A 26,890-nucleotide genomic window follows, 5' to 3' on the forward strand; every position below is an offset into this window, starting at 1 on the left:
TTAGTCTTCAGCCTCGGGTGTTATTTCGCTGGCGGCGGTCTCCTGCTCGCGGTCCGATTGCCGTTTCACCCGTTTGAGAGCGAAATACACGACCGCTCCGAGCAGAATCCATGCCACACTGAGCGCCAGTGCTAATGGATCCGTCCGGAGCAGGAACGCTACCAACACCCCAGTCAAGATAAGGTTGAGTACAATGCCGATTATCGGTGGCGCGGGGTAGAGCGGCATCTCGTACGGCCGGTTCATGTTCGGTCGTTCCCGGCGGAGCCTGATGACCGCGACGTTGACGATAATGAACGAGAGCAGGAAAAACAGGCTCGACATATTGCCGGCGCTCTGTGTCGGCAGCGCAACAGAGCCAAGCATCACGATGGCGCTGGTGAGGATGGCAACGAACGGCGTCCCGTAGCGGTGGTGTATCTGGCCAATCGACGGGAGTAACTGCCCTTCGCGTCCCATCGAGAACGCGACGCGTGACGACGCGATGACGACGGCATTGAGGGCGGTGAGCGTCGAGAACACAGCCCCGAAGACGATGAGTGCCCCACCGTTCTGTATAATCGGTAACCCGGTTGGCATGAACGACGTCGCTGCCGTAGCGATGCCGGCTTCACCAGCGTCAGCGAGTCCCTCGGCTCCGAGCGTCCCGATAGCGACTGTCACAACTGCCAGATAGACGACGACAGTCACAGCGAGGCTAATAAAGATCGCTTTCGGGATGTTTTCCCGCGGGTTCTGTACCTCCTCCGTGACAGTGGTGATGAGGTCGTACCCCTCGAAGGCGATGAAAGTGAGCCCCATTGCCGGCAAGATGGCAGCCGCCCCGCTCCCTTCCGGAAACAGCGGCTGGAATTCGGCCCCCGAAAACATCGGTGACGCGAGCCCGAACGCGACGAACACGACCAGAATGGACACTTTGATGATTGTGAAAATCGTCTCGACACTGCCGCTGGCGGCCGTCGAAACGGCGTTGAGCGCCACGAGACCAAGGACTGCAATAAACGCCAGCAAAAAGGCCGGCGGGAGCGCTATCTCAATGACCGGAACTGCAACGGCGCTGACTTGGTCCGGTGACGGGACCAAGCCGTAGACGTGCAGCAGTTCGAGAAAGTTCGGCGCAAACCCCAGTGCGTACAGCGCCCCCGCAATCATGTAGGCGAACCAGAGCATCCAGCCCATGATGAACGAGGCGAAATCGTCGAATATCTCCCGCACGAAGGCGTATCCCCCGCCGCTTTTGGGAATTGAGGCGGCGAGTTCCGCATACGAGAGTCCAGTAAACGCCGTAACCACGCCGTTTAGTGTGAAGACGAGAATCGCGGCTGGGCCGGCGATTTCGGCGGCCAACCCCGTCAGCACGAAGATACCGGCTCCAATCATCGCTCCCATCCCAATCATCGTCGCGTCAAGCAATCCGAGTTCGGCCTCGGGTGACCGGGTCTGGCTCTTGCTCATTTCATCCTGTTCGTAACTGGCACGCTGTCCATCGTACGCTGTATGTGGGCCGCTCGGTTCATATGAGTATCAGGGACCGTTCTCTTATTATAAGAACTGTGATGGGATTTCATTAAGCCTTCTGCCGACTGGCCTCTGATTCAGCTTGTTGTGTTCTCGCTCGGTTGGAACTGGCGGGGCATTGAAGATAATACGTCTGTAACACTACGACAATGGCCCGGACAAAGCAATTCGTCATCGCCGGCGGCGGCCGCGTCGGGAAACAAACGGCCGAGAACCTCGCTGATCAGGGGCACGATGTACTGCTGATCGAGTCCGATGCGGAACGCGTCGAGGCGCTCTCGGATGCGTATATCGGTCCCGTTATCCACGGAGACGCCACGCGCCCGACAATTTTGGAACAGGCAGACCTGTCGGAGGCAGACGCCATCGCCGCACTCACCGACGAGCCGGGCACGAACCTCGCCATCTGTATGGAGGCCCAGCAGTACGCACCCTCGATTCGGACCATCGCGAGAGCAGAGACGGAGACGGACCAGGAGTACGGCGAAGTCGTCGATGCGACGCTGTTACCCGAATATCTCGGCGGGGACTACGCGGCTGATATACTGACCGGCGAGGATGTCCGGACGCTCGTCTATCCGACCGCTGACCTCGATATCATCGAGGTGAGTGTCGCCCCGTCAGCCCCTGTTGCGGGGCGTCGGCTCGACGAGATCGCGCTTCCGTCCGGCAGCCTGCTCATCTCGACGGCGGACCGAACGGAACTCGCAGGCGCAGATATGGTTCTGGAACCTGACAAGCGCTATATCCTCGCCGTCGAAACCGATGTCGTCGACGAAGTCCTGAATCTCATGCGCGGGTAACAGGCTGAATTGTCAGTCTGATATCCACCATCTGTTATTATTTATTCGCATGCGAGAAAGCGGATACACACGCTTAACAGCAAGTAGCTTCACCCACCGGTATGAGCAGTGAGCCCACGGACGAGGGTCTCCTCGGCCACGTACTTCTTCCCGTCGCTACCGAAGACGATGCGCTGGCGACGGCAAAGGCGCTCGAACCGTATGAACCGAGCAGCGTGACCGCCTTGCATGTCGTCGAAAAAGGCGGTGGCGTTCCGGATAAGACGCCGGTCGAACAGTCCGAGGAACTGGCCGAAGAGGCGTACGCTGCCGTCCGGACAGTGTTTCCCGACGCCGACGAACACACCGCGTACGGCCGAGACGTCGCGGCGAAGATATTCGAGGCAGCCGAGGAAGTGGACGCCAGCGCGATTGCTTATCGGTCCCGTGGCGGGAACCGTCTCATGCAGTTTCTCTCCGGAGATATCTCTCTGAAACTGGTGACCGAGACGGACCGTCCCGTCATCGCTCTCCCCCGGGGAGACGAGACATGAGCGAGGAAGACCTCGCAAAGGACCTCGGGCCACTGGCGGCCCTGACTATCGGTGTCGGGACGATGATCGGCGCGGGCATCTTCGTCCTCCCGGGCGAGGCCATCCTCAAAGCCGGGTCACTGGCGTCCGTGGCGTTCGTTCTGGGCGGCGTCATCGCCATGTTCACAGCGTTGTCTGCTAGCGAACTCGGCACAGCGATGCCTCGCTCGGGCGGGGCCTACTACTACGTCAATCACGCGCTCGGGCCGATGTTCGGGTCCGTCGCCGGGTGGGCCAACTGGCTCGGGCTGGCCTTCGCCAGCGCCTTCTACATGGTCGGGTTCGGCCGGTACATCGCCCGCATCTTCGGCCTCTCCGGCAGTGTCGGCGTGGGTCCGATATCGATCACCGTCGTGAAACTGATTGCACTCGTCGGCGGGGCCTTCTTCGTCCTCATCAACTACGTGGGCGCGAAGGAAACCGGACGGCTGCAGAACATCATCGTCGTCCTGCTTATCGGCATTCTCACCGTTTTCACACTCCTCGGAACGCTCCGGGCCGAGCCGTCGAACCTGCCGGCTGCGACGGACGTGGTTACGACGCTGGAGACGACGGGACTCATCTTCGTCTCCTATCTCGGGTTCGTCCAGATTACGAGCGTCGCCGAGGAAATCAAAAACCCCGGCAAGAACCTCCCGCGGGCGGTCATCGGCAGCGTCGTCATCGTGACCGTCATCTACGCGCTCGTCCTCGTGATTATGAGCGCGGCCGTCCCGCAGGGGTTCATCGCAGACATCATTAGTTCAGACGCCGAGAACCCCATCGCCGTCGTCGAGGTCGGAGACTACATTCAGGGGGCCGCGATGGGCGGTGCGCTCCTGTTCGGCGGATTGCTCGCCACAGCCTCCAGCGCAAACGCCTCTATCCTCGCGTCCTCGCGAATCAACTTCGCGATGGGGCGGGACCGCATCGTCACGCCAGCCCTCAACGAGATACACCCCCGCTACGGGACGCCGTACAGGGCAATCGGCATCACCGGCGGCCTGATTCTCCTGTTTATCATTATCGGGGATCTGACGCTACTCTCGGGCGCTGCGTCGGGCCTGCATCTCATCATCTACGGATTGCTCAACGTCGCGCTCATCGTCATGCGGTACGTGAATCCGGAGGAGTACACGCCGGATTTCGTGGTCCCGCTGTATCCGCTGTTGCCGATTCTCGGCGTCGTGCTCTCCTTCGCGCTACTTGTGTTCGTCGCCGCCGACGCGCTGTTGCTCTCGTTCGGTATCGCCGCCGCGGCGGTACTGTGGTACGGGTTCTACGCTCGCTCGCGAACCGAGAAACAGGGCATCCTGTCGAAACACATCATCTCGCGGTCCAGCGAGATGCCGGACGCGGCCGTCAGCGCGGCTACTAGCGTCCAGCCTGATGGCGGGGAGTACCGCGTGATGGTCCCACTGGCGAACCCCGCACACGAACAGGAGCTCATCACGCTCGCCAGCGCCATCGCCAAACAGCGCGGCGGAACTGTCATCGCGACCCATGTCGTCACTGTCCCCGACCAGACGGCGCTTTCGGCTGCCGCTGATCGATCCGATGAGATCGACAAGAGCTCACAGCAACTGCTCGATAGCGCTCGCGAGGACGCCGAGACGTTCGGCGTCGATGTCGAGACACACACCATCCTCTCGCACAAGTCCTACGAGGCTATCTTCGACGCCGCTCGCACACAGGCGGCGGACCTCGTCGTGATGGGGTGGGGTCCAGACGCGCACGGCTCGCCCGGACGGGCGGAGTCGGCCATAGACGAACTCACAGAGACGGTCCCCTGTGACTTCCTCGTCCTCCGCGACCGCGGGTTCGACCCCTCGCGCATCCTGCTCCCGACAGCCGGTGGGCCGGACTCTGAGCTGTCGGCCGCCGTGGCGAAACTGTTACAGTCCGAATACGACTCCGACGTGACATTGCTCAACGTCAACGACGACCGCGAGGCCGGCAAGCAATTCCTTCGAGAGTGGGCAGCCGAGCAGGGGCTTGAAGACGCGGAGCACCTCGTCAAGTCCGGTGATGTCGAGACCGCGATCCGGAATGCTGCCACCGATTCGACGCTGCTCCTCATCGGCGCGACCGAGGAGGGCCTGCTTCGCCGACTCGTCTCCAAATCGCTCGTGCTGGACGTCGTCGACGACGTGGAGTGTTCGGTCCTGCTGGCGGAGAAACGCCGCGACCGTGGCCTGCTCGAGCGACTGTTCTGAGTAACCGGTATTTTCTCTGAGACGTCTACGACGCCATCTCCTGACACGCCTGACCTATCCACGGGACCAGAACCGCGACATGCCTTTTCGACGCTTCACATCAGTTCATCGTGAAGGTCATGGAACGACCCGATGGTGAAATCCGGCTCGCCGGCGAACGAGTCCCACGGGCCGTCATCGCGGTTGACCCAGACGCCCTGCATCCCGGCGTGCATCGCCCCGTACACGTCAAAATAGCCTGCAGTGACGTGGGCGATTTCCTCGATATCGGTCCCCGTTCGGTCCGCCGCGTGACGGTACAGCTCCGCAGCCGGCTTGAACGTCTGAATCTCGTCGGCACTGACGGTGTCTTCGAGCAGCCCGCCGATGCCGGCGAAGTCAACCATGGAGTCGAGCATTTCGGGGTTGCCGTTCGAGACGACATAGAGGTCGTAGCCGGCGTCATAGAGCCGGTTCATGCCGTCACGAACGTCGTCGAACACGTCGAGTTCGTGGTAGACCGCGAGAATTTCGTCGCGTTCCTCCGTCGTGATATCGACCCCGTGGACGTCCAGCGCGTACTGGAGCGCGTCGCGGTTCATCTCGTAGAACGGCTTGTAGGCGTCGATCTGGTTGGCGAGGAACGTGTACGCCAGCGAGCGGGAGCGCCAGAGCCGGGACACCGGCCGGGGGTCGTCCACCCGGTCGGCGAGGGCGTTCTGGGCCGCTTCGACATCAACGATAGTGCTGTACGAGTCAAATGTAATCGTCGTCACGCGGTCCGGGTCGAACGGCATGGGCACCCGTAGAACCGGCGGCCACATATAGCCGGTCGCCGAGGCGGGGGTCGACCGGCGTAACTCCCGGCGCGCTCACCTCACCGAGTGCGACGCGACTGGCCCCGCTCAGTGCGCGGACATCTCGGACAGGACGTTGACACAGTACACGCCGACGATGATAAGCAGGATGCCGACGGCACCGGGGAGGTCGATTGGCTCGTCGAACACGGCAATCCCGATGGCGGCCACGCCGACGATTCCCAGCGCGGCCCAAGTGCCGTAGACGACGCCGATGGGGAGGTCTTCGAGCGTCAGCGACACCAGGTAGAAGGCCAGGCCGTAGCCGACGACGACGCCGAGGCTGGGGACAGGGCGTGAGAACCCTTCTGAGAGTTTCAGCGACGTTGTCCCGAGCAGTTCGGACACGATAGCGGCTCCGAGGAGGGCGTACGGGTTCACGGTTCACTCGCCGAGAATTGTGGACAGATAATATACATTTCGGCTGTCGTCGCGGTGCCGAGTAGCCCTTCCGAGTCGGTGACGACCCGGTCACCGTCCTGTGAATAAACCGCGGACAACGGGCGACACTCCCCCTCTCATGTGGCTTTATCTCCCGTGCGGCCGCACTGCGAGCCATGTCTCAGGCACAGACGTTCCAGTCGCTAACAGGCGTCCAGCTAGTCATCGCTCGACGCGTGGAGGGCGACAGATGACAGCGCGAGACGTGTATCTCCCGGTCGCGGCACAGCCGTCGGTCGACACGCTGGTCGAGATGAGCCAGCAGGCCGAGGACAGTGGCTACGACCGGGTCTGGCTCCCGGAGACGTGGGGCCGGGACGCGGTGACGACACTGACCAGCATCGCCGAACACACGTCGACGGTCGGCCTCGGGTCATCGATTCTGAACGTGTATTCGCGGTCGCCGGCATTGCTTGGCCAGACCGCAGCGACACTGCAGGAAGTCTCGGATGGCCGCTTCCGCGCTGGCGTCGGCCCGTCCGGGCCTATCGTCATCGAGGGCTGGCACGGCCGTGAGTTCGAAAGCCCGCTGAAGTACACGCGGGAGACTGTCGATATCATGAAACTGGTGCTCGCCGGGGACACGGTCGAGTACGACGGGGACATCTTTTCGTTGTCCGGGTTCCGACTGCGCTGTGAACCGCCCGAACCCGCCCCACCCGTGGACGCCGGTGGCCTCGGTCCGAAGTCCGTCGAACTCGCCGGTCGCTTCGCCGACGGCTGGCACGCGCTCATGCTGACCGCTGACGGACTGCGGGACCGGCTCGAAGACTTCGAGCACGGCGCAGACCTCGGCGACCGCGACCGCGCCGACCAGCGAGTGACACTGTCGCTGACGTGCTGTGCGATGGACGACCGGGAGCAGGCCCGCGAACTGGCCCGGCAGCACGTCGCGTTCTATATCGGCGGGATGGGGACGTTCTACCGCGACGCGCTGGCCCGGCAGGGATACGAAGACACCGCCTATGAGATTGCCGAGCAGTGGGGGTCAGGCAACAAAGCGGCTGCCGTCGACGCGATCAGTGACGAGCTACTGGACAGCATTGCCGTCGCCGGCACGCCCGAGGAATGCCGCGACCGCATCGCGAAGTTCGAGGACATCGATGGCGTAGACGCAATCAACATCTCGTTCCCCCGGGCTGCTGAGCGGGACACTATCGACACGACCATCGACGTGTTAGCGCCCTGAGTCGGGGAGTCGTTTTCAGTTGGCCGCTACTGGCTCGATGGCGTCACGACGGCCGTCGAGCACGCCGAAACGCTCGTCGCGGCGCTGCTCCAGCCAGAACAACAGGCGTTCGGCCCAGCGGAGTTTCTGTCGCTTTTCGTCGGTCACTGACGGGTCGTCGAAGTCCCAGCCCGGAAAGACCAGCGAGCCAGCGCCGAAGTGATCCGCGAGGAACGCGGCGCGGTCGCCGTCGGTGAAGCCGCCGTAGTTGCGGACCGGCGGTGCAGGTGTCGCCTGCGTCGTCGGCACGACGAACTCGCTTTCGTAGGTCGGAATATGTGCCTCCAGTGCCGGGATGTTGTCGCCGTGGGCGTGGGCGACGACCGGCGTCCCGGCGGTAGTCAGCTCCCGGCCGGTATCGGCGTTCTTGTCCAAGTCGGTGACCATACAGTCGACGGCGACGCCTGCCGCCTGGAGACGGTCGGCGGCCGTGGACGCCGCAAGGACTACGTCGGCGTCGGCTGCACGGTCAGCCTCAGCTTCCAGTGACGGGCCGGCCCCGGCGATAGCGACTGTTGCACCGTCGAGTCCGAGTGCTGTCGGGTCGTACGTGCTATCGTCGCCGAGCAGTTCGATGAAGCGGTCACAGGCGCGTTCGTCGCCGTCACGGGGGTAGCCGAAGTCGTCGAGGATGTCCGCGTACACTGGCTCCCAGGTGTGAAATTCCATCTGTTGTCAGACACCACGCAGTGGACGTGCTTCTGTCTTGTTTCCCTGTTCAGTCACACCGCACCACGCTGTCACTGGCCCGGAACGCTGCTGTCGCTGTCGGATTTGTGTCCAGATAAACCGAGTTGAGCCGAAATGGCACGTCCGTGTACCCCTACCCGGGTGCCCTTTCGGCTTTCACCCTTTTCTTTCGAGGCCTCCGGTATAAGTTTTCTCTTACCGTCAGACACGAATGGCAGGCCTCACGGGCGGCGATGAGTTGGTCCCCTATGCAGCTACGCCAGCGCTCCACGACAGCCTCAAGACGGGGCAGTCCTTACGGAGGACAAATGGCCCCGGAGCTGTCCGAAACAGTACACGGCGATGCAGTTCCGGACTCGCTCGTGGTCGTCTCGAACCGCGAACCGTACAGCCACGAGCGGGGCGACGGCGGCGAGATACGGGTACAGTCCGCCGCGGGCGGGCTGACGAGCGCACTCGACCCGGTGATGCAGTCACAAGGTGGCACCTGGGTCGCCTGGGGGAGCGGCGACGCCGATATGGCTGTCGCCGACGAGGGCATCGTTAGAGTGCCGCCATCGGACCCTGCCTACGACCTGAAACGTGTCCCGCTCTCAGAAGCGGCAGTCCAGGGCTACTACTACGGCTACGCCAACCAAGTACTCTGGCCGCTCTGTCACGAGGACACGGGCCGGATGTGGGCCGAACCCACATACTGGGAGCAGTACCGCGCCGTCAACGAGCAGTTCGCTGAGGCTGTCGATACAGTCGCCGACCCGGGCCAGCCGGTCTGGTTTCAGGACTATCATCTGGCGCTCGCGCCCAGACTGGTCCGGGAGCGACGGCCGGCGGCGACGCTGTTGCAGTTCTGGCACATCCCGTGGCCCGCGCCGTCGGTGTTCCAGCACTGTCCGCACAGTGACGCGCTTCTTGACGGACTACTGGCCTGTGACGTCATTGGCTTTCATACAGCAGGGTACGCCGAGCAGTTCCTGCACTGCGTCGACAACGCGTTTTCCGCGGCGACCGTCGATACGGACGCCGGGACAGTCACCCGGAACGACGAGCTGACGCGAGTCGTTGCGAACCCGCTGGGTATCGATGTCGAAGGGGTTCGGGACCGGGCGCGGACCGCCGACGTTGGCAGTGTCCGAGATACTGTGCTTGGCGGTAGTCGGTCGGACACGTCCGTTCGTCTCGCACTCGGCGTCGAACGGCTCGACTACTCGAAGGGAATCCCCGAACGAATCGAGGCGCTGGCACACCTCTGGGACCGGCGGCCGGACCTGCGAGGCGAGTTCACGTACGTCCAGAAGGCGAGCCGAACGCGAGAGGGTATCGCCGCCTACCGGCGGTATCGGACAGACGTGATGGAGGCTGTCGAACGCGTCAACGACCGCTTCGGAACCGACGACTGGCAGCCCATCGTCTACACCGAAGCCACCCTCGACAACGAGACGTTGGCCGGGCTGTACCGGGCCGCCGAGGTCGCACTGGTGACGCCACATCGCGACGGCATGAACCTTGTCGCCCACGAGTACCCGGTCGCCTGTGTCGACGGCGACGGCGCACTCGTACTGAGCGAACTGGCCGGCGCGGCGACGCATCTCGACGGCGCGCTCACGATCAATCCGCACGATATCGAGGCGATTGCAGACGCCATCGAGCGGGCGCTGGAACTGGATGAAGCGGACGCGAGTGACCGGCTGTCACGCCTGCAACACAGCGTCGAGGCGCTCGACAGTGCACAGTGGGTCGCCAGACAGTTCAGCGCCGGACAGTCGCCATAGGGGCCGTCAGTTGGCGGCGTTACGCGTTCGACAGCCAGTCCGGTTCCGCAACGGTGGTGTCGCCGACCTGCGAGACAGAGAGCGACAGCGTCACCGTCACCGGCTGGCCGTCGCGTTCGGTCGTCACGCGGTACTGGAACGACCGGACGACACCGTCCTCATCGACGAGGACGGTCGCACTGGCAGATTCTGTCGTTCCGTTGGCCGAGACGTTCGTCGAGACGGCGGTATCGGCTGCGAAACCGGTCACCTCGCCCCCGGTCGCTTCGAACCGCGAGACGCTGTCACCGTCGACGGTCCCGGTTCCGGCGTAGGTCCAGTTGATGTCTGTCCCGAGCGACTGGAGCAGCGAGCGGTCGATGACACTGCTCTCGTTGACGGGTCGGACCTGCCCGTCGTAGGGGGGCGACGCGGAGCGGTAATCCGTCATCGTGTCGTCGCCGCGGGTGAGCACTCTTCGCTCGGCAGTGGTTTCGTCGGCTGTGTAGGTCGTCGTCGCCAGCGTGTCGCCGCTGGCCCGGACCAGTTCGCCCGTCGCCAGCGACCGGCCGTTCTCGCGGTCGATAGCGACGGTTCGGTTGATGAACACCGACCGGTTCTCGCCGTCGCGGACCGTCGAGAGCTGGAACGACAGCGAGGTGGTGAACGACGAATCGGACAGCGTCTCGAAGTGTCCGCGCTCGATGGCTGCCGCATCGAACCCGGACGACCCGGGCGCAGGGCCGTTGGCGTCCGCCGGCGTCGCTGTCCCGTTCGCGTCTGCGCCGCCCGCTCCCGGTTCAGAGCCAAGCAAGCCGGTACAGCCGGCGGATGCTGTCAGTAACAACACGAGTACAAGCGAGAGGTGACGGCGTTCGAGTAACATACCGGAGCCACTGTATCAGCGAACTAGTTCCTTATGGCCGTTCAACTGTCACGTTCTCGGCGTCAGCGGGACTCGCACAGACCCTCGCTGACTGCACCGCCCAGTCGCGCAACCATGACTCGTGCCGGCCCGTCCGACCAGCGTCAGACGCCCGTCATGCGCGCCATGAGGGTTTAATACGAACGAAACCGCTATAGCAACCGTGCCTCTCGGCTCTGACCCGCTGTCCGAACTCGACATTCCCGACGGGACTACTGTCGAGGAACACGACCTGGTAACCGACGGTGATGTCATCGTCGGCGGCCAGTCGACCGTGGAGTTCGGCGTGCGCGGGCGGACGGTCATCGCCGACGAACGAGTCCGCTTTGGCGGCCACATCGAAGCCGAAGGTGACTGCCGGCTGGACATGTGGTGTGACGTCGCGGACAACGTGCTGGTCGGCGAGGACGCCTACATCGGCGAACGAGTACACATCGGCGGCGAACTCCGGGTCGCGGGCGATCTGGATATCGGCGACGACGTAGACATCGAGAACGGGTTCGAGGCGAACGGCTGGATCGTCATCCGCAATCCGATGCCGACCATCGTCTTCCTGTTCGTGTACCTCTCACAACTCCTCCGCATCGGCGAGGAAGACGCGGCCGAGGAAGTCATCGACGAGATGCTAGACGACGGCAGCGACGAGCACGACCCGGTTCTGATTCCACGCGGTGCGAGCGTCTCGGACGACGCCTGGCGCGTTTCGACGCCAGCGACGGTCGGCGACGACTGCCGGCTCCACGGCAACATCCGCGCGAAGGCCCTCGAAGTCGGTCGTGACACGGTCGTCTTCGGAAGCCTCCGTGCGAAAGACGACATCGTGGTCGGCCGGGGAACAGAGATCAAAGGGGATGTAACGACCCGCAGTGGCACCGTCCGCGTCGGCCCGGGCGCGAAGGTCTGGGGCGACATCTCGGGGACGACCGTCGAACTCCACGAGAACGCGACGGTCGACGGGACAATCCGGGCCAGCGAGGAGATGCAAATGCACACCGAGGAGGTGCTGGACCGACCGGACGAGTCCGCTGTGGCGATGGCGGAGATGGCCGAATCGCTCGAAGTTGACACTGACACTACGGAGCCAACGAACGAAGAGAGCGATTCCAACGATACTGAGCCGACAGTTGATGCACCACCCGACGATAACTATGCCTCTGCGGACAGCACAGCGACCAACGGCGGCGACGGAGACGGAGCGACGACTGGCAGCGATAGTTCAGAAACGGACCCCGACGTCGAAGAGGCGGCGGAGTCCGCAGAGTAACGTTCGGACGCCATTTTGCGTGAGAAACTGCCTCCCACAGCGTCAGTTTTCAGTCAGATCACTCACCGCTGCTGGCGGTGAGACGCCGTGTCCCGGTCCGTCGATATTGATACGTGGACCGAACGACATCGACGGCGGAGTTTCATCGAGCAACAGGTGGCCATCCAGATCGACGTGGTCGAAGGCACCGAGCCCGGCGGCAAGGTGAGCACTCGTCGCAATCCCGGTTGCGCCTTCGAGCATACAGCCGAGCATACAATCAATCGAGGCGGCCTCGGCGATGTTTGCGATGGCCGCTGCCCCGAGGAGTCCCGATTTCCCGAGTTTGATATTGATCACGTCGGCAGCCCCGTCGCGAACCACAGCGGTCGCGTCCGCGGGCGTGAATACAGCCTCGTCCGTAGCGACGGGGACCGGAAGTCTGTCGCGTGCCCGCCCGAGACCGCGGATGTCGTCTTTCGGCGTCGGCTGTTCGACCAGAGCGAGGTCGACCCCGGCCGCGGTCACCTCCTCGACAAACGTCGCCGCGGCTTTCGGCGTCCAGCCCTGGTTCGCGTCCACTGTAATCGTCGCGTCGGGCGCTGCGTCCGCGACTGCAACCGTTCGGGCCACGTCGGCGTCGATCTCGCCCCCGGTTTTGACCTTGATGTGGTCGAAGCCGGCAGCCGCGGCGCGCGTGGCTCGTTCGGCTGCCGCGTCGGGCGAGACTATCGGAACGGTGATGTCGGTGGTAACTGTGGTCGGGGCTCCACCGAACAGTTCCGAGAGCGGGATACCGCGGTCACGACAGTACGCGTCAAGGAGTGCCGTCTCGACGGCGAACAGTGCCGAAACCGCTCCGGGGATTGCGGCCCGCAGGTCGCGGGTGAGTTCGCGGTAGTCGGCGAGGGGAGCCCCGTCAAGCATCGACGTTACCGACCGTGCGGTTTCCACAGCAGCTGCCTGTGTCTCACCGGTCACCGGCGGCAACGGGGACCCCTCTCCGTGACCGACGACGCCTGAATCCGTCTCCACTGCAACGACCAGATTCCGCGCTCTCTCCCGGGTGCCAAGCGAGATTTCGAACGGTTCGCGGAGTTCGCGGTCGAGTGGTTCGACAGAGACACGGTCGATACGGGTCATAGGGACTCCAGAACGGCCGCAAGGAGTGCCTCTGGGCCGTCATCGTCGTAGATGTTCGCCGCCGGGAGCCCTGTTCTGTCGGTTTCTGCCTCTGGGTCACCCCACGTGGAGAGGGCGGCGACTGTCGTCCCTGTGAGGTCCGTAATCGCGCGGCGTTCGGCCTCGACACCGGCTACAGTGAGGTCGTCGAAGTGCGAGCGGGCCTCCCTGGAGGGGTCGTCGGCCAGCACCACGGCATCAGGGGCCGCTCCGTGCAGGAGGCCGAGTGTCACCCCGCCGTAGGCGGTGTGCGTGAGCGCGGCCTGCCCTTCGACGAACACGATATCCTGGTCCGCTGCGACATCGAGCACCATATCCTCGACGACGCCCGAAACGAAATCGGCCGGCACCCGGTCGATGACGACACCGCGGTCTGCGCCGACGAGGATGCCGGTCTGTCCCGTCGCGACCCACCCGGCGTCGAGTCCGGCGTCGGTCGCCGCCCGGTACAGTTCGAAGGTCGTCGTTCGCTTCCCGACCGCACAGTCGGTCCCCATCGTCAGGACGACATCCGCGTCGGCCTCGCTCCCGCGACCGTCACCGAGCGTTAGATCGGCGACGGCAGGGGGTTTCCGAACGTCGACGAGGTCGACACCGTGTTGCTGTGCGCGCTCGGTCCAGGCTGTGCGCTCGCTCAGGAAGACGTGCAAGCCGGAGACGACATCACAGCCCCGCTCCATCGCGTGCGTGATTGCTTCAACCCAGGACTTCGGGAGCTCACCGCCAGCGGGTGCGACGCCGATGACAAGGACGGCGGCGTCTGGGGCTTGATCCAGCGCTTCGGTGACGGTTTCGACGACCGGAACATCGTCGGCAGCAGGCCAATCAAGGGCCGAGCCGGCGCTGGGGCTCGGACACGTCGAGTCCACGACGGCCTGCGCGTCGAACAGTTCGCCGTGCATAACGATACCGTTGGCCGTCTTGCCTTCCGGCTGTCCGAACTCTCCCTCTGCGAGTACAACGGCGGGCGTGCCTTCGTCGTATTTTCGCCGCAAGTCCATACTGGGAGACACCGCAGGCGTGACTGACAAACCAGAGCCTTACATGTGTGGCACCCAGTGAGGACACTGGAGAAAGATTTGGAATGAAAGCGAGAACAGGTGAGCGCTATCGCGTCGGAGAACACAGAGAGAGCGATGGATACTGACGGCTCCGAGATGACCGCGTCCCCGTCCGGCGGCGGTCTCCAGTTGGCCCTCGAACTGGAGCATCCCGACTGCTGGATGCGGGAAGTGACGGCGGCAACCTCGGCCAAGCTGCTGGTCAACGCGGCGTATCTGGTCGACGAGAAGGTCAAGGCCCACGTCGTCGCGTACGCGGAGTCGGCGGCCGCGGTCGAGGCGCTCGTTGCCGCGACCCGGGCGTCTGACCACACTCATGCGGTTACGGAAATGGATACCCGTCGTAGCTTCGGCGGGATATCGGCACCGGTGAACAAAGCGACGAGCACGCTTCTCGTCGAATACGGCCCCGAAGAGAGCATCCACGACGCGCTGGTCTCACACGGGTTCATGAATCAGGAGCCGATCCGAATCCGTGACGGGACCGAGTACTGGACGGTCGCTATCGACGATTCGCGGGCGACGATACAGGAGAAACTCGACGCCGTGTGCGCACAGAAGGACGCGACCATAACCGTGACCCAGATTACGTCCGCGCCCACCGGAAGCATGGAGCGGGACGAACTGGCGGTCCGGCAGCTGTCCGACAGGCAGCGCGAAGTGTTTGAACTGGCCCGCAAGCGTGGCTATTACGACTACCCGAGGGACGTAAGCGGGAGCGAGTTAGCCGACGAACTCGGTATCGCGAAGACGACGTTTCACGAACACCTCCGGAAAGTCGAGGCCACGCTTCTCGGCCCGAGAGACGCCGACCGGGACTGACGACAGCACAGCGCCTTGGCCCACACTGCCACTTGTCGTGTCTACTGTCACAGACCCGGTGTCACACAGCCGCTCCTCGCTTGCGACTCCAGGCCCGACCGAGCGCTACTGAACCCCGAGCTCCGACTCCAGTTCCTCGACGACATCCTGCAGCATCGATGCGAGTTCCTCGTTCGGTGGCAGTCGGTACAGAGGGCCGGAGATGTCGAGCGCACCGAGAACGCCGCCGTGTGGAGCGGTGACCGGCACGCCGACCGAGCGAAGCCCTTCGACCGCTTCCTGATCGTTCACCGAGTAGCCACGCTCGTTCGTGCGTTCGATGTCTTCCATGAGGGTTTCGCGGTCGGTGACGGTATACTCCGTCTCGGCGGGCAGTCCCCACCGGTCGAGAATCTCGTTGACTCGGGTCTCTGGCAACGCAGCGAGAATCGCCTTGCCGACTGCTGAGTTGTGCAGATAGTAGTACCGACCCACCTGGAATCCTTTCGACGGGACGTTAGCGACGACGTTGAACAGCGTTATCGCACGCCCGTACTCCTCGACGGCGAATGTGACCTCCTCGCCACAGCTATCGGCGAGTTCATGCGTTTTGCGACGGGCGACCTCGTACCACTCGTTTCGGGTCCGAGCGCCCTCTCCGAGGTGGAACAGCTTCATGCCGAGTCGGTACTGCTCGCCCCGTTTGACCAGATACTCCTGATCCAGAAGTGTCTTGAGGTGGACGTGAATGGTGCTCGTCGAGAGGTCCAGCCGGTCCGCAAGCTCACTCATTCGAGCCTCCCCCAACTCGTTTACCGCATCAATGATCGCGAGGGAGGTTTCGGTCGTCTGGAGCCGACGACCGCTAGAGCTGTCCATACCACAGTGGACTTGGGACTAACATAAAAAAGTCCGGTCATAGTGGAACAGGTTTCGGCGGTATTATACCGGATTTTGATAGCCAGTGGCGTTCAGATTACCTTCAATTATATTTCTACCATCTATAATTGAAACCATCATCTCTCAGTTCAATGTGGGCTATATTCAGGGGTAGTACACTACCCGAATTCCATCAGAAGTGGACTTTTATACACGTACAGCGACCGCAACGAAGTGAGAATTTGCCAGAGGCGACTCCGATGATTTGTTACCGCGGAGTTAGCTATTATCATGAACTTTTGCGTGTGTATTTGACGAGGCACAGAATGCATGTCAGACACGGATAGTGGCGATGGGACAGAGATCGATGAGATCTCTGGCCCGGATGTCGAAGCAATCGAGTTCTACGGCGGACGGTGGATGAGCGTTATTCCCATAGGGCTGTTTATCCTGTGGGCGATTGTCCAGAGTGGCCTGTTCGGTATCGGAGATACGACTGGACTCGTCGCGGGAATGCTCGTGGCACTCATCGTCGGGATGTTCTTCGCCAAAGGAGACTGGAAGAACTACGCGAACACCATCTTCGATGGGATGACGAAGCGAGTCGCCGCGACGGCAGTCGTCGCGTGGCTCTGGGCGGGGATGTTCTCGAACACCCTTCAGGCAGGTGGCTTCGTCGGCGGACTCGTCTGGGCTGCGAACGCGGCCAACGTCGGGGGCGCACTGTTTCCGGCGGCCAGCTTCATCCTCGCGGCGCTGTTCACGACCGGTATCGGTACTGGCTACGGCGCGGCAGTCGCGTTCTCAGCGCTTTTCTTCCCGGCCGGCATCCTGCTCGGGGCGAACCCGGTACTGCTGTTTGGGGCGATTCTCTCCGGGGCCGTCTTCGGCGACAATCTCGCACCAGTCAGTGACACGACAATCGTGAGTGCGGTGACACAGGACGCCGACATCGGCGGTGTCGTCGCCTCACGGTTCAAGTACGCCATCATCGCTGCGGTGTTGGCGCTCGCGGCGTACGTTTTCGCTGGGAACGCGATGCCTGGGCTGGACATTTCCCAGCAAGCACAGGACCTGTTCGTCCAGAACAGCGAACCGGCGGGACTGTTGCATCTCATCTCCATGCTCGTCGTCATCGTGACGGCAGTCATGGGCCGACATATCATCGAGGCGATCTCGTGGGGGCTCGTCGTCGCCGTTGCTTTCAACATCGTCTTCGACCTCGCACCGCTGAGTGACGTGTTGCTGTTCAAAGTTCCCGAAACGTCGGCAGCCGCGAGCTGGGCCGGCTCGCTTCCCATCGCGGAAGTGGTCGCGGCCGAAAACGCCGGCGTCACCGGCTCGATCTACAACGGTGCTGCCGGGTTCTTCCCGCTTATCGTGCTCGTGTTGCTCATCGTCGCCGGATCGGAGATCATGATCCGTGGCGGTGGCTTCGAGGCGATACAGGAGTGGCTCCTCGAAAACGTCGCCACGGGCGTCCGCAAGGCCGAAACGACGATGGTTGTCGGTACCGCCCTGGTCAACTCGATGATTACGATCAACACGGCGGCGGAGATTGCGATTGCACCGTACATCGCCCGTATCGGTCAGCGGTACAACATCAACAGCTACCGCCGGGCGAATATCCTCGATGCGAACACCTCCGCACTCGGGTACATCTTCCCGTGGGGCGGCGGCGTACTCATCGGCTTTGCGACGCTGCAAGGCCTCCCGAACCAGTACGAGTGGTTCACTGATGCAATGGTCGTCAATCCCATTGATGTCTGGCCGTACGTCTTCCACGGCTGGTTCCTGTTCGGCGTGTTCCTGCTCTGTGCGCTGACCGGCTTCGGGCTAGAGTACACCACTGACCGCAAATCCAAGGATGTGACCCGTCTATGAGCATGTTCAGTAAGTTCCTGACAGGAATGTCCTTCAGGTCGACCACGCCGACATTCGAGGCAGGCGAAGAGATAGAGGTGTACGTCACGGAGCTCGACGAAGAGTCCGGCGAACTGGTCGCACAGGTCGGCGAGACCCGTCTCCACTTCGAGAACGGCGAGACAGACATCGTCGGCTGTCGTGTTCTCGCGAAGGTCGAATCGTTCGACGACACCGAGCACCGCGGCCGTCTCACCCACCTCAAGACGCTGTCTCGGGGGTCGTTCTGAGATTGCCACAGAGAGCCAACCAGTGCGACGAGCCAGTATAGCGCGACCGACGAAATCCATATAACAGATTCACACGACTATGAGCAACTCACTATATTCCACAGCACGACAGGACAACCAGACGACTATCGTTCCCAGTACGGACATCGAGGCGGCCGTCGAGATGGCGGATCTCGTACCGGCTATCGAGGCCGCGTTCGCCGCATACGAAAACGACACAGCGCAGATGCCGCCGAAGTCCTACATCGACCTGCCACAGCACAACGGGGACTTCCGGTCGATGCCGGCTTACCTCGAAACGGACGACTGGGAGGCGTCGGGTATCAAGTGGGTAAACGTGCACCCGGACAACCCCGACGAGTTCGACCTGCCGACGGTGATGGGAACGCTCGTGTACACGGACCCCGAGAGCGGTTTCCCGCTTGCCGTGATGGACGCCACGACGCTGACGATGAAACGAACCGGCGCGGCCGCCGCCGTGGCGACGGACCACCTCGCCGTCGAGGACGCGTCCTCGCTCGGCATCATCGGGGCCGGCGTCCAGTCCTATACGCAACTGGAGGCTATCTCGCAGGTCCGACCGATAGAGACTGTCGTCGTCAGCGACCTCGACGACGAGCGCGTCCAGCGGTTTATCGACACCTTCGGCGATGAGTTCGACGTGCGAGCGGGCACGATTTCCGAGGCGGCCCAGTGTGACGTCCTGTCGACGGTCACGCCGGTCGAGGACCCCATCGTCACGCTCGACGATCTCGGGGAGCACACGCACGTCAACGCCATGGGTGCCGACGCCGAAGGAAAGCAGGAACTCCACACCGAGGTCATCCGCGAGGCGACGCTCGTCATCGACGACTTCGAACAGACGACCCACTCCGGCGAGATAAACGTCCCCTGGAGCGCGGGCGACATCGACGAGTCCGATATCGACGCCGAACTCGGCGAGATCGTCGTCGGGAACGCGCCGGGCCGCGAGGAGCTGTCCGGGATTACCGTCTTCGACTCGACCGGCCTCGCGATTCAGGACATCGCTGCCGCACGCATCGTGTACGAATCGCTCGGTGACGACAGCGGCCACCGCCTCGAAATGGTGTAACTCCGACGGTCGACATCGTCGTTTCGTCGGTCACCCATCGGAATCGAATCGGGCATATGTGGTTGTGGCACGGGTTGTGGCCCGGAACGATTTATACGTCCCATACGACGAAGGCGTATGCGACGCGTCATCATCGACACGGACACCGCGGGCGACGACACGCAGGCGATTTTGCTTTCCTGTCTCAGCGACCGAGTCACCGTCGAGGCACTCACGATTGTCGCCGGCAACGTGCCCTTCGACCGGGAGGTGGAGAACGCGAAGTACACGCTGGACCTCGCCGGCGCCGTGGACGTACCCGTCTACGAGGGGGCAAGACAGCCCCTGCTCAAGGAGTTCGAGCACGCGACGGACATCCACGGCGAGGACGGCCTCGGCGGGGACGTGTTCCCCGACACCGGCATCGAGTCGGCGGCGGGGTTTGGTCCCGACGAGATCGTCGACCGCTGTCGGGCGGCCCCGGGTGAGATCACGCTGCTCTGTATCGGGCCGCTCACCAACATAGCGCTGGCGTACGCCCGCGAACCCGACCTGCCAGACCTCGTCGATGAACTGTGGGTGATGGGCGGGAACGTCAACTGCGAGGGAAACATCACCCCCGCCGCGGAATTCAATCTGTGGGTCGACCCCGATGCTGCCAGGCGCGTGTTCGATGCCTTCGAGGTGACGCTCGTCGACTGGGGCGTGTGTCTCCGGGACGCGGTGTTCAGCTCGCCGGAGTTCGAGGCGGTATCGGCGTTCGACACTGAACTGGCGTCGTTCTTCGAGTCGGTTACACAGCGGGCCCGAGCGTTCAACAGCGAGGGGTCACACGACCCCGGGTGGACGGCACTCCCGGACAGCGTCACCGCCGCGCTGCTTGCGTATCCGGAGCTCCGCGACGCGGTGTCGACGTACCACGTCGCAGTCGATGACCGCGAGGGACTCACCCGCGGGTACACCAGCGTCGACGTCAACGGTGTGACCGACGGGGAGCCGAACACGCACGTGGTTGAATCCGTCGACAGCGATGCCTTCCAGTCAGTCATGTACTCGCTGCTCCAGTCCCGGGACCCAGATAGCGGCATCGCGGAGTGAGTCGGAGCCGGAGCCAAATGCGATAGTAGTGACGGTGTGCGTCGTAGTTGCCGCTGTGCGGGATGTGCCAGCAGACCTGCTGCCGCGTGTTGTCCCTGGTTTTTACTGGCGGCCGGCGGCATGTCGGGGTATGACGCTCACAGACCGTCTCGACCAGTACCTCCGGACAGCGGGACTCGAAGCTGTCTGGTTCGCCCGGCCGAACTCCTTCGCGTGGCTCACCGGCGGCGGAGACAACGTCGTCGACCGGGAGGGCGACATCGGCGTCGCCGCAGCGGGCTACGACGGTGACGAAATCCGAGTCGTCGCCGACAACATTGAAGCGCCGCGGCTCCGTGACGAGGAACTCGACAGCGACGTGGCCGTCGAGACGTTCGACTGGCACGCGGGGTCGCTGGCTGACGCCGTCGCCGAAGCGAGTCCAACCCCGGCGGCCGCAGATTTCGACATCCCTGGCTTCGAATCGGTTGCTGCCACACAGCTCCGGCAGCCGCTGACCGAGACCCAGATCGAGCAGTGTCGTGGCCTCGCGCGGGACACGGCTGACGCAGTCGAGGCTGTCGCGCGAAACGTCGAGCCGTCCCACACCGAACTCGATGTAACCGCGGTGCTCCGACAGAAACTCGAAGGTCGCGGCATCGCCACACCAGTCGTACTCGTCGGCAGTGCCGAGCGGGCGCAATCCTACCGCCATTACACCTCGACTGACACTGAAATCGGTGACTATGCGCTCATCTCAGTGACTGTCCAGCGGAACGGCCTTCACGTCAGCACCACCCGGGCGGTCGCGTTCGACCCGCCAGAGTGGCTCATGGAGCGCACTCGCAAGGCCGCCCGCGTCGAGACCACTGCGCTGGCCGCGACACAGGCTGCTGGCCGGGATGGCGACACAGCGGGCGACGTGTTCGAGGCGATACAGGACGCCTACGCCGAGGTGGGCTGGGAAGGCGAGTGGCAGAACCATCATCAGGGCGGCGCGACGGGCTTCGCCGGCCGCGAGTGGATCGCCACGCCCGAAAGCGAGGCTGAGGTCACGTTGCCGCAGGGGTACGCCTGGAACCCGACTATTGCCGGCACGAAGAGCGAGGACACGTATCTCGTCTCTGGTGACGACATCGAACTGCTGTCCGAGACCGGCGACTGGCCGACTGAGACGGTTTCGGCGGTCGGCTACGACCTCGAACTGCCGCGACACACAGTGCTGGAATTGTAGCGACGCTGGACCCTTCTCGTCCACCTCGCCCGGATGTTTACAACGGGTGTTGTATGAATCCGTAGGTTTAAGCAACGGGTCAAGCTACCCCTGTGTATGACCGCAGAGCGCGCCTGGTGGAAAGAGGCGGTCGTCTACCAGATTTACCCACAGAGCTTCAACGACAGCGACGGTGACGGCGTCGGTGACCTCCAAGGTATCATCGAGCGACTGGACTACGTCGCCGACCTCGGCGTCGACGTTATCTGGCTCAATCCGGTGTACCAGTCGCCACAGGTCGACAACGGCTACGACATCAGCGACTACCGCGCCATCCACGAGGCGTACGGGACCATGGCCGACTGGGAGGAACTGCTCGACGAGATTCACGCCCGGGACATGCGACTCGTTATGGACCTCGTGGTCAACCACACCTCCGACGACCACGAGTGGTTCCAGCGCTCGCGCCGAGACGAGGACGGCTACCGCGACTACTACATCTGGCGCGAGGGCGACACCGACGAGGACGGCGAGCCAGTGCCGCCGAACAACTGGACCACCGGCTTCGGCGGGTCAGCCTGGACCGACGACGAACAGGTCGGGACACAGTACCTCCACCTGTTTCACGAGCGCCAGCCGGACCTGAACTGGGAGAACGCCGAGGTCCGGTCGGACATCTACGAGATGATCGACTGGTGGCTGGCGAAGGGCATCGACGGCTTCCGGATGGACGTCATCAATCTCATCTCCAAGCCGGAGGGGCTGCCCGACGGCGACCCGGACAAAGGATGGGTCGGCATCGAGCACTTCGCCGACGGCCCCCGAGCACAGGAGTTCCTCGAAGAGATGGCCGCCGAGACGTTCGACAACTACGACTCGATGACGGTCGGCGAGTGCGTCGACATCGACGTCGACACCGCCGGGGACTACGTCAGCGCCGACGGGCCACTGGACATGGTGTTTCACTTCGAACACATGCTCCTCGACCAGCAGGAGGGGTGGTGGACCATCGAAGACTGGTCGCTGCCCGAGCTGAAGTCGGTGATGGCCGAGTGGCAGACCGACCTCGACGGCTGGAACACGGTCTATCTGGGCAACCACGACCAGCCCCGAATCGTCTCCCGCTTCGGCGATGACGGGGAGTACCGCGAGGAGTCGGCGAAACTACTGGCGACGTTCCTGCTTACGCATCAGGGGACGCCGTTCCTGTTCCAAGGCGACGAGATCGGCATGACGAACTGCCCATGGGAGTCCATCGACGAGATGCGCGACGCGGACGCGACGAACCGCGTCCGACTCGCCCTAGAATCGGGCGACATCGAGGACTACGACGAGGCCCGCGAGGTCGTCGAGTTCCGGTCGCGGGACAACGCCCGGACGCCGATGCAGTGGAACGACTCCCGGAACGCCGGCTTCACCGACGGCGACCCCTGGATACAAGTCAATCCGAACTACGAGGACGTGAACGTCGCCGCGGCCGAAGCAGCCGAGGACAGCATCCTGTCGTACTACCGTGACCTCATCGACCTCCGGAGCGACCTGGACGTGCTCGTCTACGGCGAGTACGAACTGCTACTGCCCGACCACGAAACGGTGTACGCCTATCGGCGCACGCTCGACGACCCGGCGGTCGATGTCGACGACGTTCTGATAGTGTTAAACATCTCGCCGACGGCCACGCGCGTCTCGGTCCCGGTCGAGGCCGAGGCAACACCGCTGTTCGGGAACGAACTGGACACGGCGACCGAATCCGGCAGCCACGATGTCACAGACGCGGCATTGCAGCCGTACGAAGCGCGCCTCTACGAACTCTCAGAGCAACAATGATGTCATCGCAGATACTTTCCGACGGCGAACTGGACCGCGAATGGTGGAAAGAAGCAGTCGTCTATCAGATCTACCCACGGAGTTTCAGCGATGGCGACGGCGACGGCGTCGGCGACCTACAGGGAATCATCGACCGACTGGACTACGTCGCCGACCTCGGCGTCGACGTTATCTGGCTCAACCCAGTCTATGACTCTCCACAGGAGGACAACGGCTACGACATCAGCGATTACCGGACCATCTATCACGAGTTCGGGACGATGGCCGACTGGGAAGCGCTCCTCGAAGCAGTCCACGACCGGGACATGCGGCTTGTCATGGACCTCGTCGTCAACCACACGTCAGACCAACACGAGTGGTTCCAGAAGTCCCGACAGCGCGACCCGGCATACGAGGACTACTACATCTGGCGCGAGGGCGACACTGACGAGGACGGCGAGCCAGTGCCGCCGAACAACTGGGAATCGTTCTTCGGTGGCTCCGCCTGGGAGTACGACGAGGTGCGCGGCGAGTACTACCTCCACCTGTACGACACCTCACAGCCGGACCTGAACTGGCGCAACGACGCCGTCCGACAGGATGTCTTCGACACCATCGAGTGGTGGCTGGAGAAGGGCATCGACGGCTTCCGGATGGATGTCATCAACCTCCTGTCGAAAGTCGAGGGACTGCCCGACGGCGACCCGGACAGCGAATGGACCGGCTCCGAGCACTTCATTGACGGCCCGGAGATGCAGTCGTATCTGACGGCGCTGGACGAGGCGGTGCTGTCGAACTACGACGTGATGACCGTCGGCGAGATGCCACAGCTCACCGTCGAGTCGGCCCGGGAATACGCTGGCACAGACGGCCCGCTGGACATGGCGTTTCACTTCCAGCACACGAAACTCGACTACGACGACGGCGAGCGATGGTCGGTCGGCGATTGGAGCCTGCCGGAGCTGAAAACCATCGTCGACCGCTGGCAGGACGGGCTGGCGGCGGACGGCTGGAATACGCTGTACTGGGAGAACCACGACCAACCACGTAGCGTCTCCCGCTACGGCGACCCCGAGAACTACCGCCGGGAGTCCGCGACGCTGCTCGGAACGTTCGTCCTCACGCTCCGTGGAACGCCCTACATCTACCAAGGGCAGGAACTCGGGATGACTAACGCCGACTGGGAGACGATGGACGCCCTCCGTGACGTGGACGCCATCAACCACGCGCGGGAGCTACTCGAGCGAAACGGTGTCGATGAGTACGATGACGTGAGAGAGGTCGTCGGCTACCGGACCCGCGACAACGCCCGGACGCCGATGCAGTGGGACGACTCCCGAAACGCCGGCTTCACCGACGGCGACCCCTGGATAAAGGTCAATCCAAACTACAGAGAGATCAACGCCACTGCCCAGCGAACAGACGAAGAGTCCGTTTACAGCTACTACCGGCGACTCATCCAGTTGCGCTCTGACAGGGACGTACTGGTGTACGGAGACTACACCGACTTGCTCCCCGGCCACGAAACCGTCTTCGCGTTCACGCGGTCGCTATCGACGGACGCGGGAACCGAGCGAGTCCTCGTCGTCCTGCACTTCGACGACGGGACCGAGACTATCGACCTTCCGGTCGAGTACGCCGATGCGACGCTACGTGAGTGTAACTACGACCGCGACGACACGGACCCGGAGATGGTGACGCTTGCGCCGTACGAGGCTCGCGTCTACGAACTGTTCGACTGAGTCTGTTTTCCCGCCCCGACTCTCACCGTGGGACGGTGCTGAGGCACAGATTCAAGACGCACCCGTCACCAGCACTGGTATGTACCTTGCCGACGAGACCTGGCCGGACCTCGGCGACTATTTCGAGACGGAGTCGCTCGCGCTCGTGCCGCTGGGGTCGACTGAACAACACGGGCCGCATCTCCCGCTGGCGACAGACCACCTCATCGGGGAAGCCTTCGCCCGGGAAGCTGCCGACAGAACTGGCTATCTCTGTACCCCGACGATCAACGTCGGCGTGAGCCCGCACCACAGACAGTTCAACGGGACGATGTGGGTCGACGCGCCAGTCTTTCGCGACTACGTCGAGTCGTTCACCCGGAATCTGGCCTACCACGGCATCGACCGGGTCATCTACGTGAACGCCCACGGCGGGAACGTCGAACACCTGCGAGAGGTCGGCCGTCGGCTCCGGGACGACGAAGTCCTGTACGCAATCGAGTGGATGTGGGACGAGAGCATCCCGGACCTCGTAGACGACCTGTTCGAACAGAACGGACCACACGGCGGCCCGAAAGAAACGGCCATGATTCAACACCTGCGCTCCGAACTGGTTCACGACGACCGCCTCGAAGACGCGCGGGACGGCGGGATTCCGAGCGTCGAGGCGGCGGAGACAAAGAAGTACGGCTCGCGAACCTTCTACGACGCCGCCGACAACACCGCCAATGGCGTTCTGGGCGACCAGACCGACGCCACGGCCGAAAAGGGCGCGGAGATGTTCGAAGCGGCAACCGAACAGCTCGTCAGGCTCTGTGAGTGGCTGGACTCGCAAGCGTTCGACGACCTGCTGCCTGAGCCACACGTCTGAGCCTGCTACCACAGGAGCGACCGGCGGCGCTCACGTTGCAGGTGGATTTTTGCGACAGCCGGGTGTACGGGGCGTATGGTCCCTCTCCTGTTTCCCGGTATGCCCGGAGCTGTCGAACTGGTCATCCTCCTCATCATGATGGGACTGTTCCTCGTCGTTCCCCTCGCACTCATCGTGGCTGCGTACCTGTTCGGCAAGCGCCGCGGCAAAGCCGAGATGGGCGACTCAGGCGATTCGTAACCAATCGCCAGACGGCGGCCAATCGGCGCGTTACGGCCCTCTCGCCGCGAATCGACTCGTTTATCGGTCCCTCCCTATGATGGCAATGTGTGTCCCCACCGAGTCCCCATTCGGAGTCGCTTCGTAGCCGAGCGTTCGAAATAACGGTCGATGACGGACGAGAGACCTTCAACGCGCTCAGTATCGAGCATGCCGACTGTGAGACGGAATGGATTATCTCCGACACGGTGTGTGCGCTCGAAAATATGCGGTAACAGGTAGCAAGCTGTTGTGCTGTGACATAACAGCCAGTCGCACTGCGTCGAAACGGTGACGCCGTTGTGTCTGTAGAGGCGTTTTCTCCTGTGTCACTCCGCTGAGAACCGCCGCCAGACTGGCATGAACACGCCGTAGAACGAGCCAAAGAACAGGACAACGGCCACGATAGCTAATTCGCGCCCCGCCACGCCGAATACGTCGTACAGGGTCCGGAGAACGATGATGACCCCGAGTACCCAGATAGCGAATGCGGCTCCCTCTTTCCAAGACATCCCCCTCCTACGGAACATACGCTGTCTCCACAACAAACGGTATCAAACCCTGTGGTTCAAACACGGTAGCGGATTGCCTCGTGGA

At 63.0% G+C, this 26,890-nt stretch carries 26 protein-coding genes; 17 read left to right on the plus strand and 9 right to left on the minus strand.

What is annotated here, in order from left to right; genetic code table 11:
* Positions 1-1,455, minus strand: coding sequence for an APC family permease (locus C437_RS09050; RefSeq protein WP_004516638.1), 1,455 nt, complete (start codon positions 1,453-1,455; stop codon positions 1-3).
* A 212-nt stretch (positions 1,456-1,667) separates the two neighbouring features.
* On the opposite strand from C437_RS09050, the gene C437_RS09055 reads away from it, so the two are divergent.
* The 3 genes from C437_RS09055 (at position 1,668) to C437_RS09065 (ending at position 5,088) form a co-directional block, all read left to right on the plus strand.
* A complete protein-coding gene (locus C437_RS09055) occupies positions 1,668-2,321 on the plus strand; it encodes a potassium channel family protein (RefSeq protein WP_004516639.1) in 654 nt (217 codons plus the stop codon).
* A 101-nt stretch (positions 2,322-2,422) separates the two neighbouring features.
* Positions 2,423-2,854 (plus strand): universal stress protein, encoded by a 432-nt coding sequence (locus C437_RS09060; RefSeq protein WP_004516640.1) that lies wholly within the window; start codon positions 2,423-2,425, stop codon positions 2,852-2,854.
* On the plus strand, positions 2,851-5,088 hold the full coding sequence (locus tag C437_RS09065) for an amino acid permease (RefSeq protein WP_004516641.1): 2,238 nt from the start codon (positions 2,851-2,853) through the stop codon (positions 5,086-5,088). The genes C437_RS09060 and C437_RS09065 overlap by 4 nt, the downstream gene beginning before the upstream one ends.
* Positions 5,089-5,183: 95 nt before the next feature.
* Here the strand turns inward: C437_RS09065 and C437_RS09070 are convergent, their stop codons facing one another.
* Together C437_RS09070 and C437_RS09075 are read right to left on the minus strand one after the other, a co-directional pair.
* Positions 5,184-5,864, minus strand: coding sequence for a haloacid dehalogenase type II (locus C437_RS09070; protein WP_004516642.1), 681 nt, complete (start codon positions 5,862-5,864; stop codon positions 5,184-5,186).
* A gap of 108 nt (positions 5,865-5,972) precedes the next feature.
* Complete coding sequence (locus tag C437_RS09075) at positions 5,973-6,305, minus strand: DMT family transporter (RefSeq protein ID WP_004516643.1); 333 nt, start codon at positions 6,303-6,305, stop codon at positions 5,973-5,975.
* A gap of 250 nt (positions 6,306-6,555) precedes the next feature.
* Between C437_RS09075 and C437_RS09080 the strand changes: the two genes are divergently transcribed.
* Positions 6,556-7,554, plus strand: coding sequence for a TIGR04024 family LLM class F420-dependent oxidoreductase (locus C437_RS09080; protein WP_004516644.1), 999 nt, complete (start codon positions 6,556-6,558; stop codon positions 7,552-7,554).
* A 15-nt stretch (positions 7,555-7,569) separates the two neighbouring features.
* On the opposite strand, the gene C437_RS09085 is transcribed toward C437_RS09080, so the two are convergent.
* A complete protein-coding gene (locus C437_RS09085) occupies positions 7,570-8,262 on the minus strand; it encodes a 6-hydroxymethylpterin diphosphokinase MptE-like protein (protein ID WP_004516645.1) in 693 nt (230 codons plus the stop codon).
* 329 nt (positions 8,263-8,591) lie between these two features.
* Between C437_RS09085 and C437_RS09090 the strand changes: the two genes are divergently transcribed.
* Complete coding sequence (locus tag C437_RS09090) at positions 8,592-10,052, plus strand: alpha,alpha-trehalose-phosphate synthase (UDP-forming) (RefSeq protein ID WP_004516646.1); 1,461 nt, start codon at positions 8,592-8,594, stop codon at positions 10,050-10,052.
* A gap of 19 nt (positions 10,053-10,071) precedes the next feature.
* Here C437_RS09090 and C437_RS09095 read toward each other — a convergent pair whose 3' ends face one another.
* Positions 10,072-10,917 (minus strand): DUF7537 family lipoprotein, encoded by an 846-nt coding sequence (locus C437_RS09095; protein WP_004516647.1) that lies wholly within the window; start codon positions 10,915-10,917, stop codon positions 10,072-10,074.
* Positions 10,918-11,119: 202 nt separating this feature from the next.
* On the opposite strand from C437_RS09095, the gene C437_RS09100 reads away from it, so the two are divergent.
* Positions 11,120-12,220, plus strand: a complete 1,101-nt coding sequence (locus tag C437_RS09100) for a polymer-forming cytoskeletal protein (RefSeq protein ID WP_004516648.1) — start codon at positions 11,120-11,122, stop codon at positions 12,218-12,220.
* A 42-nt stretch (positions 12,221-12,262) separates the two neighbouring features.
* Here C437_RS09100 and C437_RS09105 read toward each other — a convergent pair whose 3' ends face one another.
* Together C437_RS09105 and C437_RS09110 are read right to left on the minus strand one after the other, a co-directional pair.
* Complete coding sequence (locus C437_RS09105; protein ID WP_004516649.1) at positions 12,263-13,342, minus strand: dipeptide epimerase; 1,080 nt, start codon at positions 13,340-13,342, stop codon at positions 12,263-12,265.
* Complete coding sequence (locus C437_RS09110; protein ID WP_004516650.1) at positions 13,339-14,382, minus strand: DUF1611 domain-containing protein; 1,044 nt, start codon at positions 14,380-14,382, stop codon at positions 13,339-13,341. The genes C437_RS09105 and C437_RS09110 overlap by 4 nt, the downstream gene beginning before the upstream one ends.
* 135 nt (positions 14,383-14,517) lie before the next feature.
* Between C437_RS09110 and C437_RS09115 the strand changes: the two genes are divergently transcribed.
* Positions 14,518-15,264 (plus strand): helix-turn-helix domain-containing protein, encoded by a 747-nt coding sequence (locus C437_RS09115; RefSeq protein ID WP_004516651.1) that lies wholly within the window; start codon positions 14,518-14,520, stop codon positions 15,262-15,264.
* A 105-nt stretch (positions 15,265-15,369) separates the two neighbouring features.
* Here C437_RS09115 and C437_RS09120 read toward each other — a convergent pair whose 3' ends face one another.
* Positions 15,370-16,122 (minus strand): IclR family transcriptional regulator, encoded by a 753-nt coding sequence (locus C437_RS09120; protein ID WP_004516652.1) that lies wholly within the window; start codon positions 16,120-16,122, stop codon positions 15,370-15,372.
* 330 nt (positions 16,123-16,452) lie between these two features.
* On the opposite strand from C437_RS09120, the gene C437_RS09125 reads away from it, so the two are divergent.
* From C437_RS09125 to C437_RS20605, 10 genes are all read left to right on the plus strand, one after another.
* Positions 16,453-18,006 carry a Na+/H+ antiporter NhaC family protein gene (locus C437_RS09125; protein WP_004516653.1) on the plus strand — a complete coding sequence of 518 codons (1,554 nt, stop codon included), beginning with the start codon at positions 16,453-16,455 and terminating at the stop codon, positions 18,004-18,006.
* Positions 18,003-18,275: a DUF7513 family protein gene (locus C437_RS09130; RefSeq protein WP_049919708.1), complete on the plus strand. Its 273-nt coding sequence runs from the start codon at positions 18,003-18,005 to the stop codon at positions 18,273-18,275. Before C437_RS09125 ends, C437_RS09130 begins: the two co-directional genes overlap by 4 nt.
* A gap of 79 nt (positions 18,276-18,354) precedes the next feature.
* On the plus strand, positions 18,355-19,368 hold the full coding sequence (locus C437_RS09135) for an alanine dehydrogenase (RefSeq protein WP_004516655.1): 1,014 nt from the start codon (positions 18,355-18,357) through the stop codon (positions 19,366-19,368).
* A gap of 117 nt (positions 19,369-19,485) precedes the next feature.
* A complete protein-coding gene (locus C437_RS09140) occupies positions 19,486-20,445 on the plus strand; it encodes a nucleoside hydrolase (RefSeq protein WP_004516656.1) in 960 nt (319 codons plus the stop codon).
* A 130-nt stretch (positions 20,446-20,575) separates the two neighbouring features.
* Positions 20,576-21,658 (plus strand): M24 family metallopeptidase, encoded by a 1,083-nt coding sequence (locus C437_RS09145; protein WP_004516657.1) that lies wholly within the window; start codon positions 20,576-20,578, stop codon positions 21,656-21,658.
* Between the two features lie 96 nt (positions 21,659-21,754).
* Entirely contained in the window at positions 21,755-23,464 is a 1,710-nt protein-coding gene (locus C437_RS09150; protein ID WP_004516658.1) for a glycoside hydrolase family 13 protein, read from the plus strand.
* Positions 23,461-25,185 (plus strand): glycoside hydrolase family 13 protein, encoded by a 1,725-nt coding sequence (locus tag C437_RS09155; protein WP_004516659.1) that lies wholly within the window; start codon positions 23,461-23,463, stop codon positions 25,183-25,185. Before C437_RS09150 ends, C437_RS09155 begins: the two co-directional genes overlap by 4 nt.
* Before the next feature lie 79 nt (positions 25,186-25,264).
* A complete protein-coding gene (locus tag C437_RS09160; protein WP_004516660.1) occupies positions 25,265-26,035 on the plus strand; it encodes a creatininase family protein in 771 nt (256 codons plus the stop codon).
* A gap of 75 nt (positions 26,036-26,110) precedes the next feature.
* Entirely contained in the window at positions 26,111-26,275 is a 165-nt protein-coding gene (locus C437_RS20600) for a hypothetical protein (RefSeq protein WP_004516661.1), read from the plus strand.
* A gap of 89 nt (positions 26,276-26,364) precedes the next feature.
* Positions 26,365-26,529 carry a hypothetical protein gene (locus tag C437_RS20605; protein ID WP_004516662.1) on the plus strand — a complete coding sequence of 55 codons (165 nt, stop codon included), beginning with the start codon at positions 26,365-26,367 and terminating at the stop codon, positions 26,527-26,529.
* 93 nt (positions 26,530-26,622) lie between these two features.
* Here C437_RS20605 and C437_RS09165 read toward each other — a convergent pair whose 3' ends face one another.
* The gene (locus tag C437_RS09165; protein WP_004516663.1) at positions 26,623-26,823 is read right to left on the minus strand and encodes a hypothetical protein; all 201 of its coding nucleotides are present in this window, start codon (positions 26,821-26,823) and stop codon (positions 26,623-26,625) included.
* Positions 26,824-26,890 lie beyond the last annotated feature (67 nt).

Origin of the sequence: Haloarcula vallismortis ATCC 29715, from assembly GCF_000337775.1 — an archaeon.
Classification (GTDB): Archaea; Halobacteriota; Halobacteria; order Halobacteriales; family Haloarculaceae; genus Haloarcula; species Haloarcula vallismortis.

Bases quoted from the DNA above. Each gene is read 5' to 3' on its own strand.
- C437_RS09050 (WP_004516638.1), bottom strand. From the start codon at position 1,455: ATGAGCAAGAGCCAGACCCGGTCACCCGAGGCCGAACTCGGATTGCTT.
- C437_RS09055 (WP_004516639.1), top strand. From the start codon at position 1,668: ATGGCCCGGACAAAGCAATTCGTCATCGCCGGCGGCGGCCGCGTCGGG.
- C437_RS09060 (WP_004516640.1), top strand. From the start codon at position 2,423: ATGAGCAGTGAGCCCACGGACGAGGGTCTCCTCGGCCACGTACTTCTT.
- C437_RS09065 (WP_004516641.1), top strand. From the start codon at position 2,851: ATGAGCGAGGAAGACCTCGCAAAGGACCTCGGGCCACTGGCGGCCCTG.
- C437_RS09070 (WP_004516642.1), bottom strand. From the start codon at position 5,864: ATGCCGTTCGACCCGGACCGCGTGACGACGATTACATTTGACTCGTAC.
- C437_RS09080 (WP_004516644.1), top strand. From the start codon at position 6,556: ATGACAGCGCGAGACGTGTATCTCCCGGTCGCGGCACAGCCGTCGGTC.
- C437_RS09085 (WP_004516645.1), bottom strand. From the start codon at position 8,262: ATGGAATTTCACACCTGGGAGCCAGTGTACGCGGACATCCTCGACGAC.
- C437_RS09090 (WP_004516646.1), top strand. From the start codon at position 8,592: ATGGCCCCGGAGCTGTCCGAAACAGTACACGGCGATGCAGTTCCGGAC.
- C437_RS09095 (WP_004516647.1), bottom strand. From the start codon at position 10,917: ATGTTACTCGAACGCCGTCACCTCTCGCTTGTACTCGTGTTGTTACTG.
- C437_RS09105 (WP_004516649.1), bottom strand. From the start codon at position 13,342: ATGACCCGTATCGACCGTGTCTCTGTCGAACCACTCGACCGCGAACTC.
- C437_RS09110 (WP_004516650.1), bottom strand. From the start codon at position 14,382: ATGGACTTGCGGCGAAAATACGACGAAGGCACGCCCGCCGTTGTACTC.
- C437_RS09115 (WP_004516651.1), top strand. From the start codon at position 14,518: ATGGATACTGACGGCTCCGAGATGACCGCGTCCCCGTCCGGCGGCGGT.
- C437_RS09120 (WP_004516652.1), bottom strand. From the start codon at position 16,122: ATGGACAGCTCTAGCGGTCGTCGGCTCCAGACGACCGAAACCTCCCTC.
- C437_RS09125 (WP_004516653.1), top strand. From the start codon at position 16,453: ATGTCAGACACGGATAGTGGCGATGGGACAGAGATCGATGAGATCTCT.
- C437_RS09130 (WP_049919708.1), top strand. From the start codon at position 18,003: ATGAGCATGTTCAGTAAGTTCCTGACAGGAATGTCCTTCAGGTCGACC.
- C437_RS09135 (WP_004516655.1), top strand. From the start codon at position 18,355: ATGAGCAACTCACTATATTCCACAGCACGACAGGACAACCAGACGACT.
- C437_RS09140 (WP_004516656.1), top strand. From the start codon at position 19,486: ATGCGACGCGTCATCATCGACACGGACACCGCGGGCGACGACACGCAG.
- C437_RS09145 (WP_004516657.1), top strand. From the start codon at position 20,576: ATGACGCTCACAGACCGTCTCGACCAGTACCTCCGGACAGCGGGACTC.
- C437_RS09150 (WP_004516658.1), top strand. From the start codon at position 21,755: ATGACCGCAGAGCGCGCCTGGTGGAAAGAGGCGGTCGTCTACCAGATT.
- C437_RS09155 (WP_004516659.1), top strand. From the start codon at position 23,461: ATGATGTCATCGCAGATACTTTCCGACGGCGAACTGGACCGCGAATGG.
- C437_RS09160 (WP_004516660.1), top strand. From the start codon at position 25,265: ATGTACCTTGCCGACGAGACCTGGCCGGACCTCGGCGACTATTTCGAG.
- C437_RS20600 (WP_004516661.1), top strand. From the start codon at position 26,111: ATGGTCCCTCTCCTGTTTCCCGGTATGCCCGGAGCTGTCGAACTGGTC.
- C437_RS09165 (WP_004516663.1), bottom strand. From the start codon at position 26,823: ATGTTCCGTAGGAGGGGGATGTCTTGGAAAGAGGGAGCCGCATTCGCT.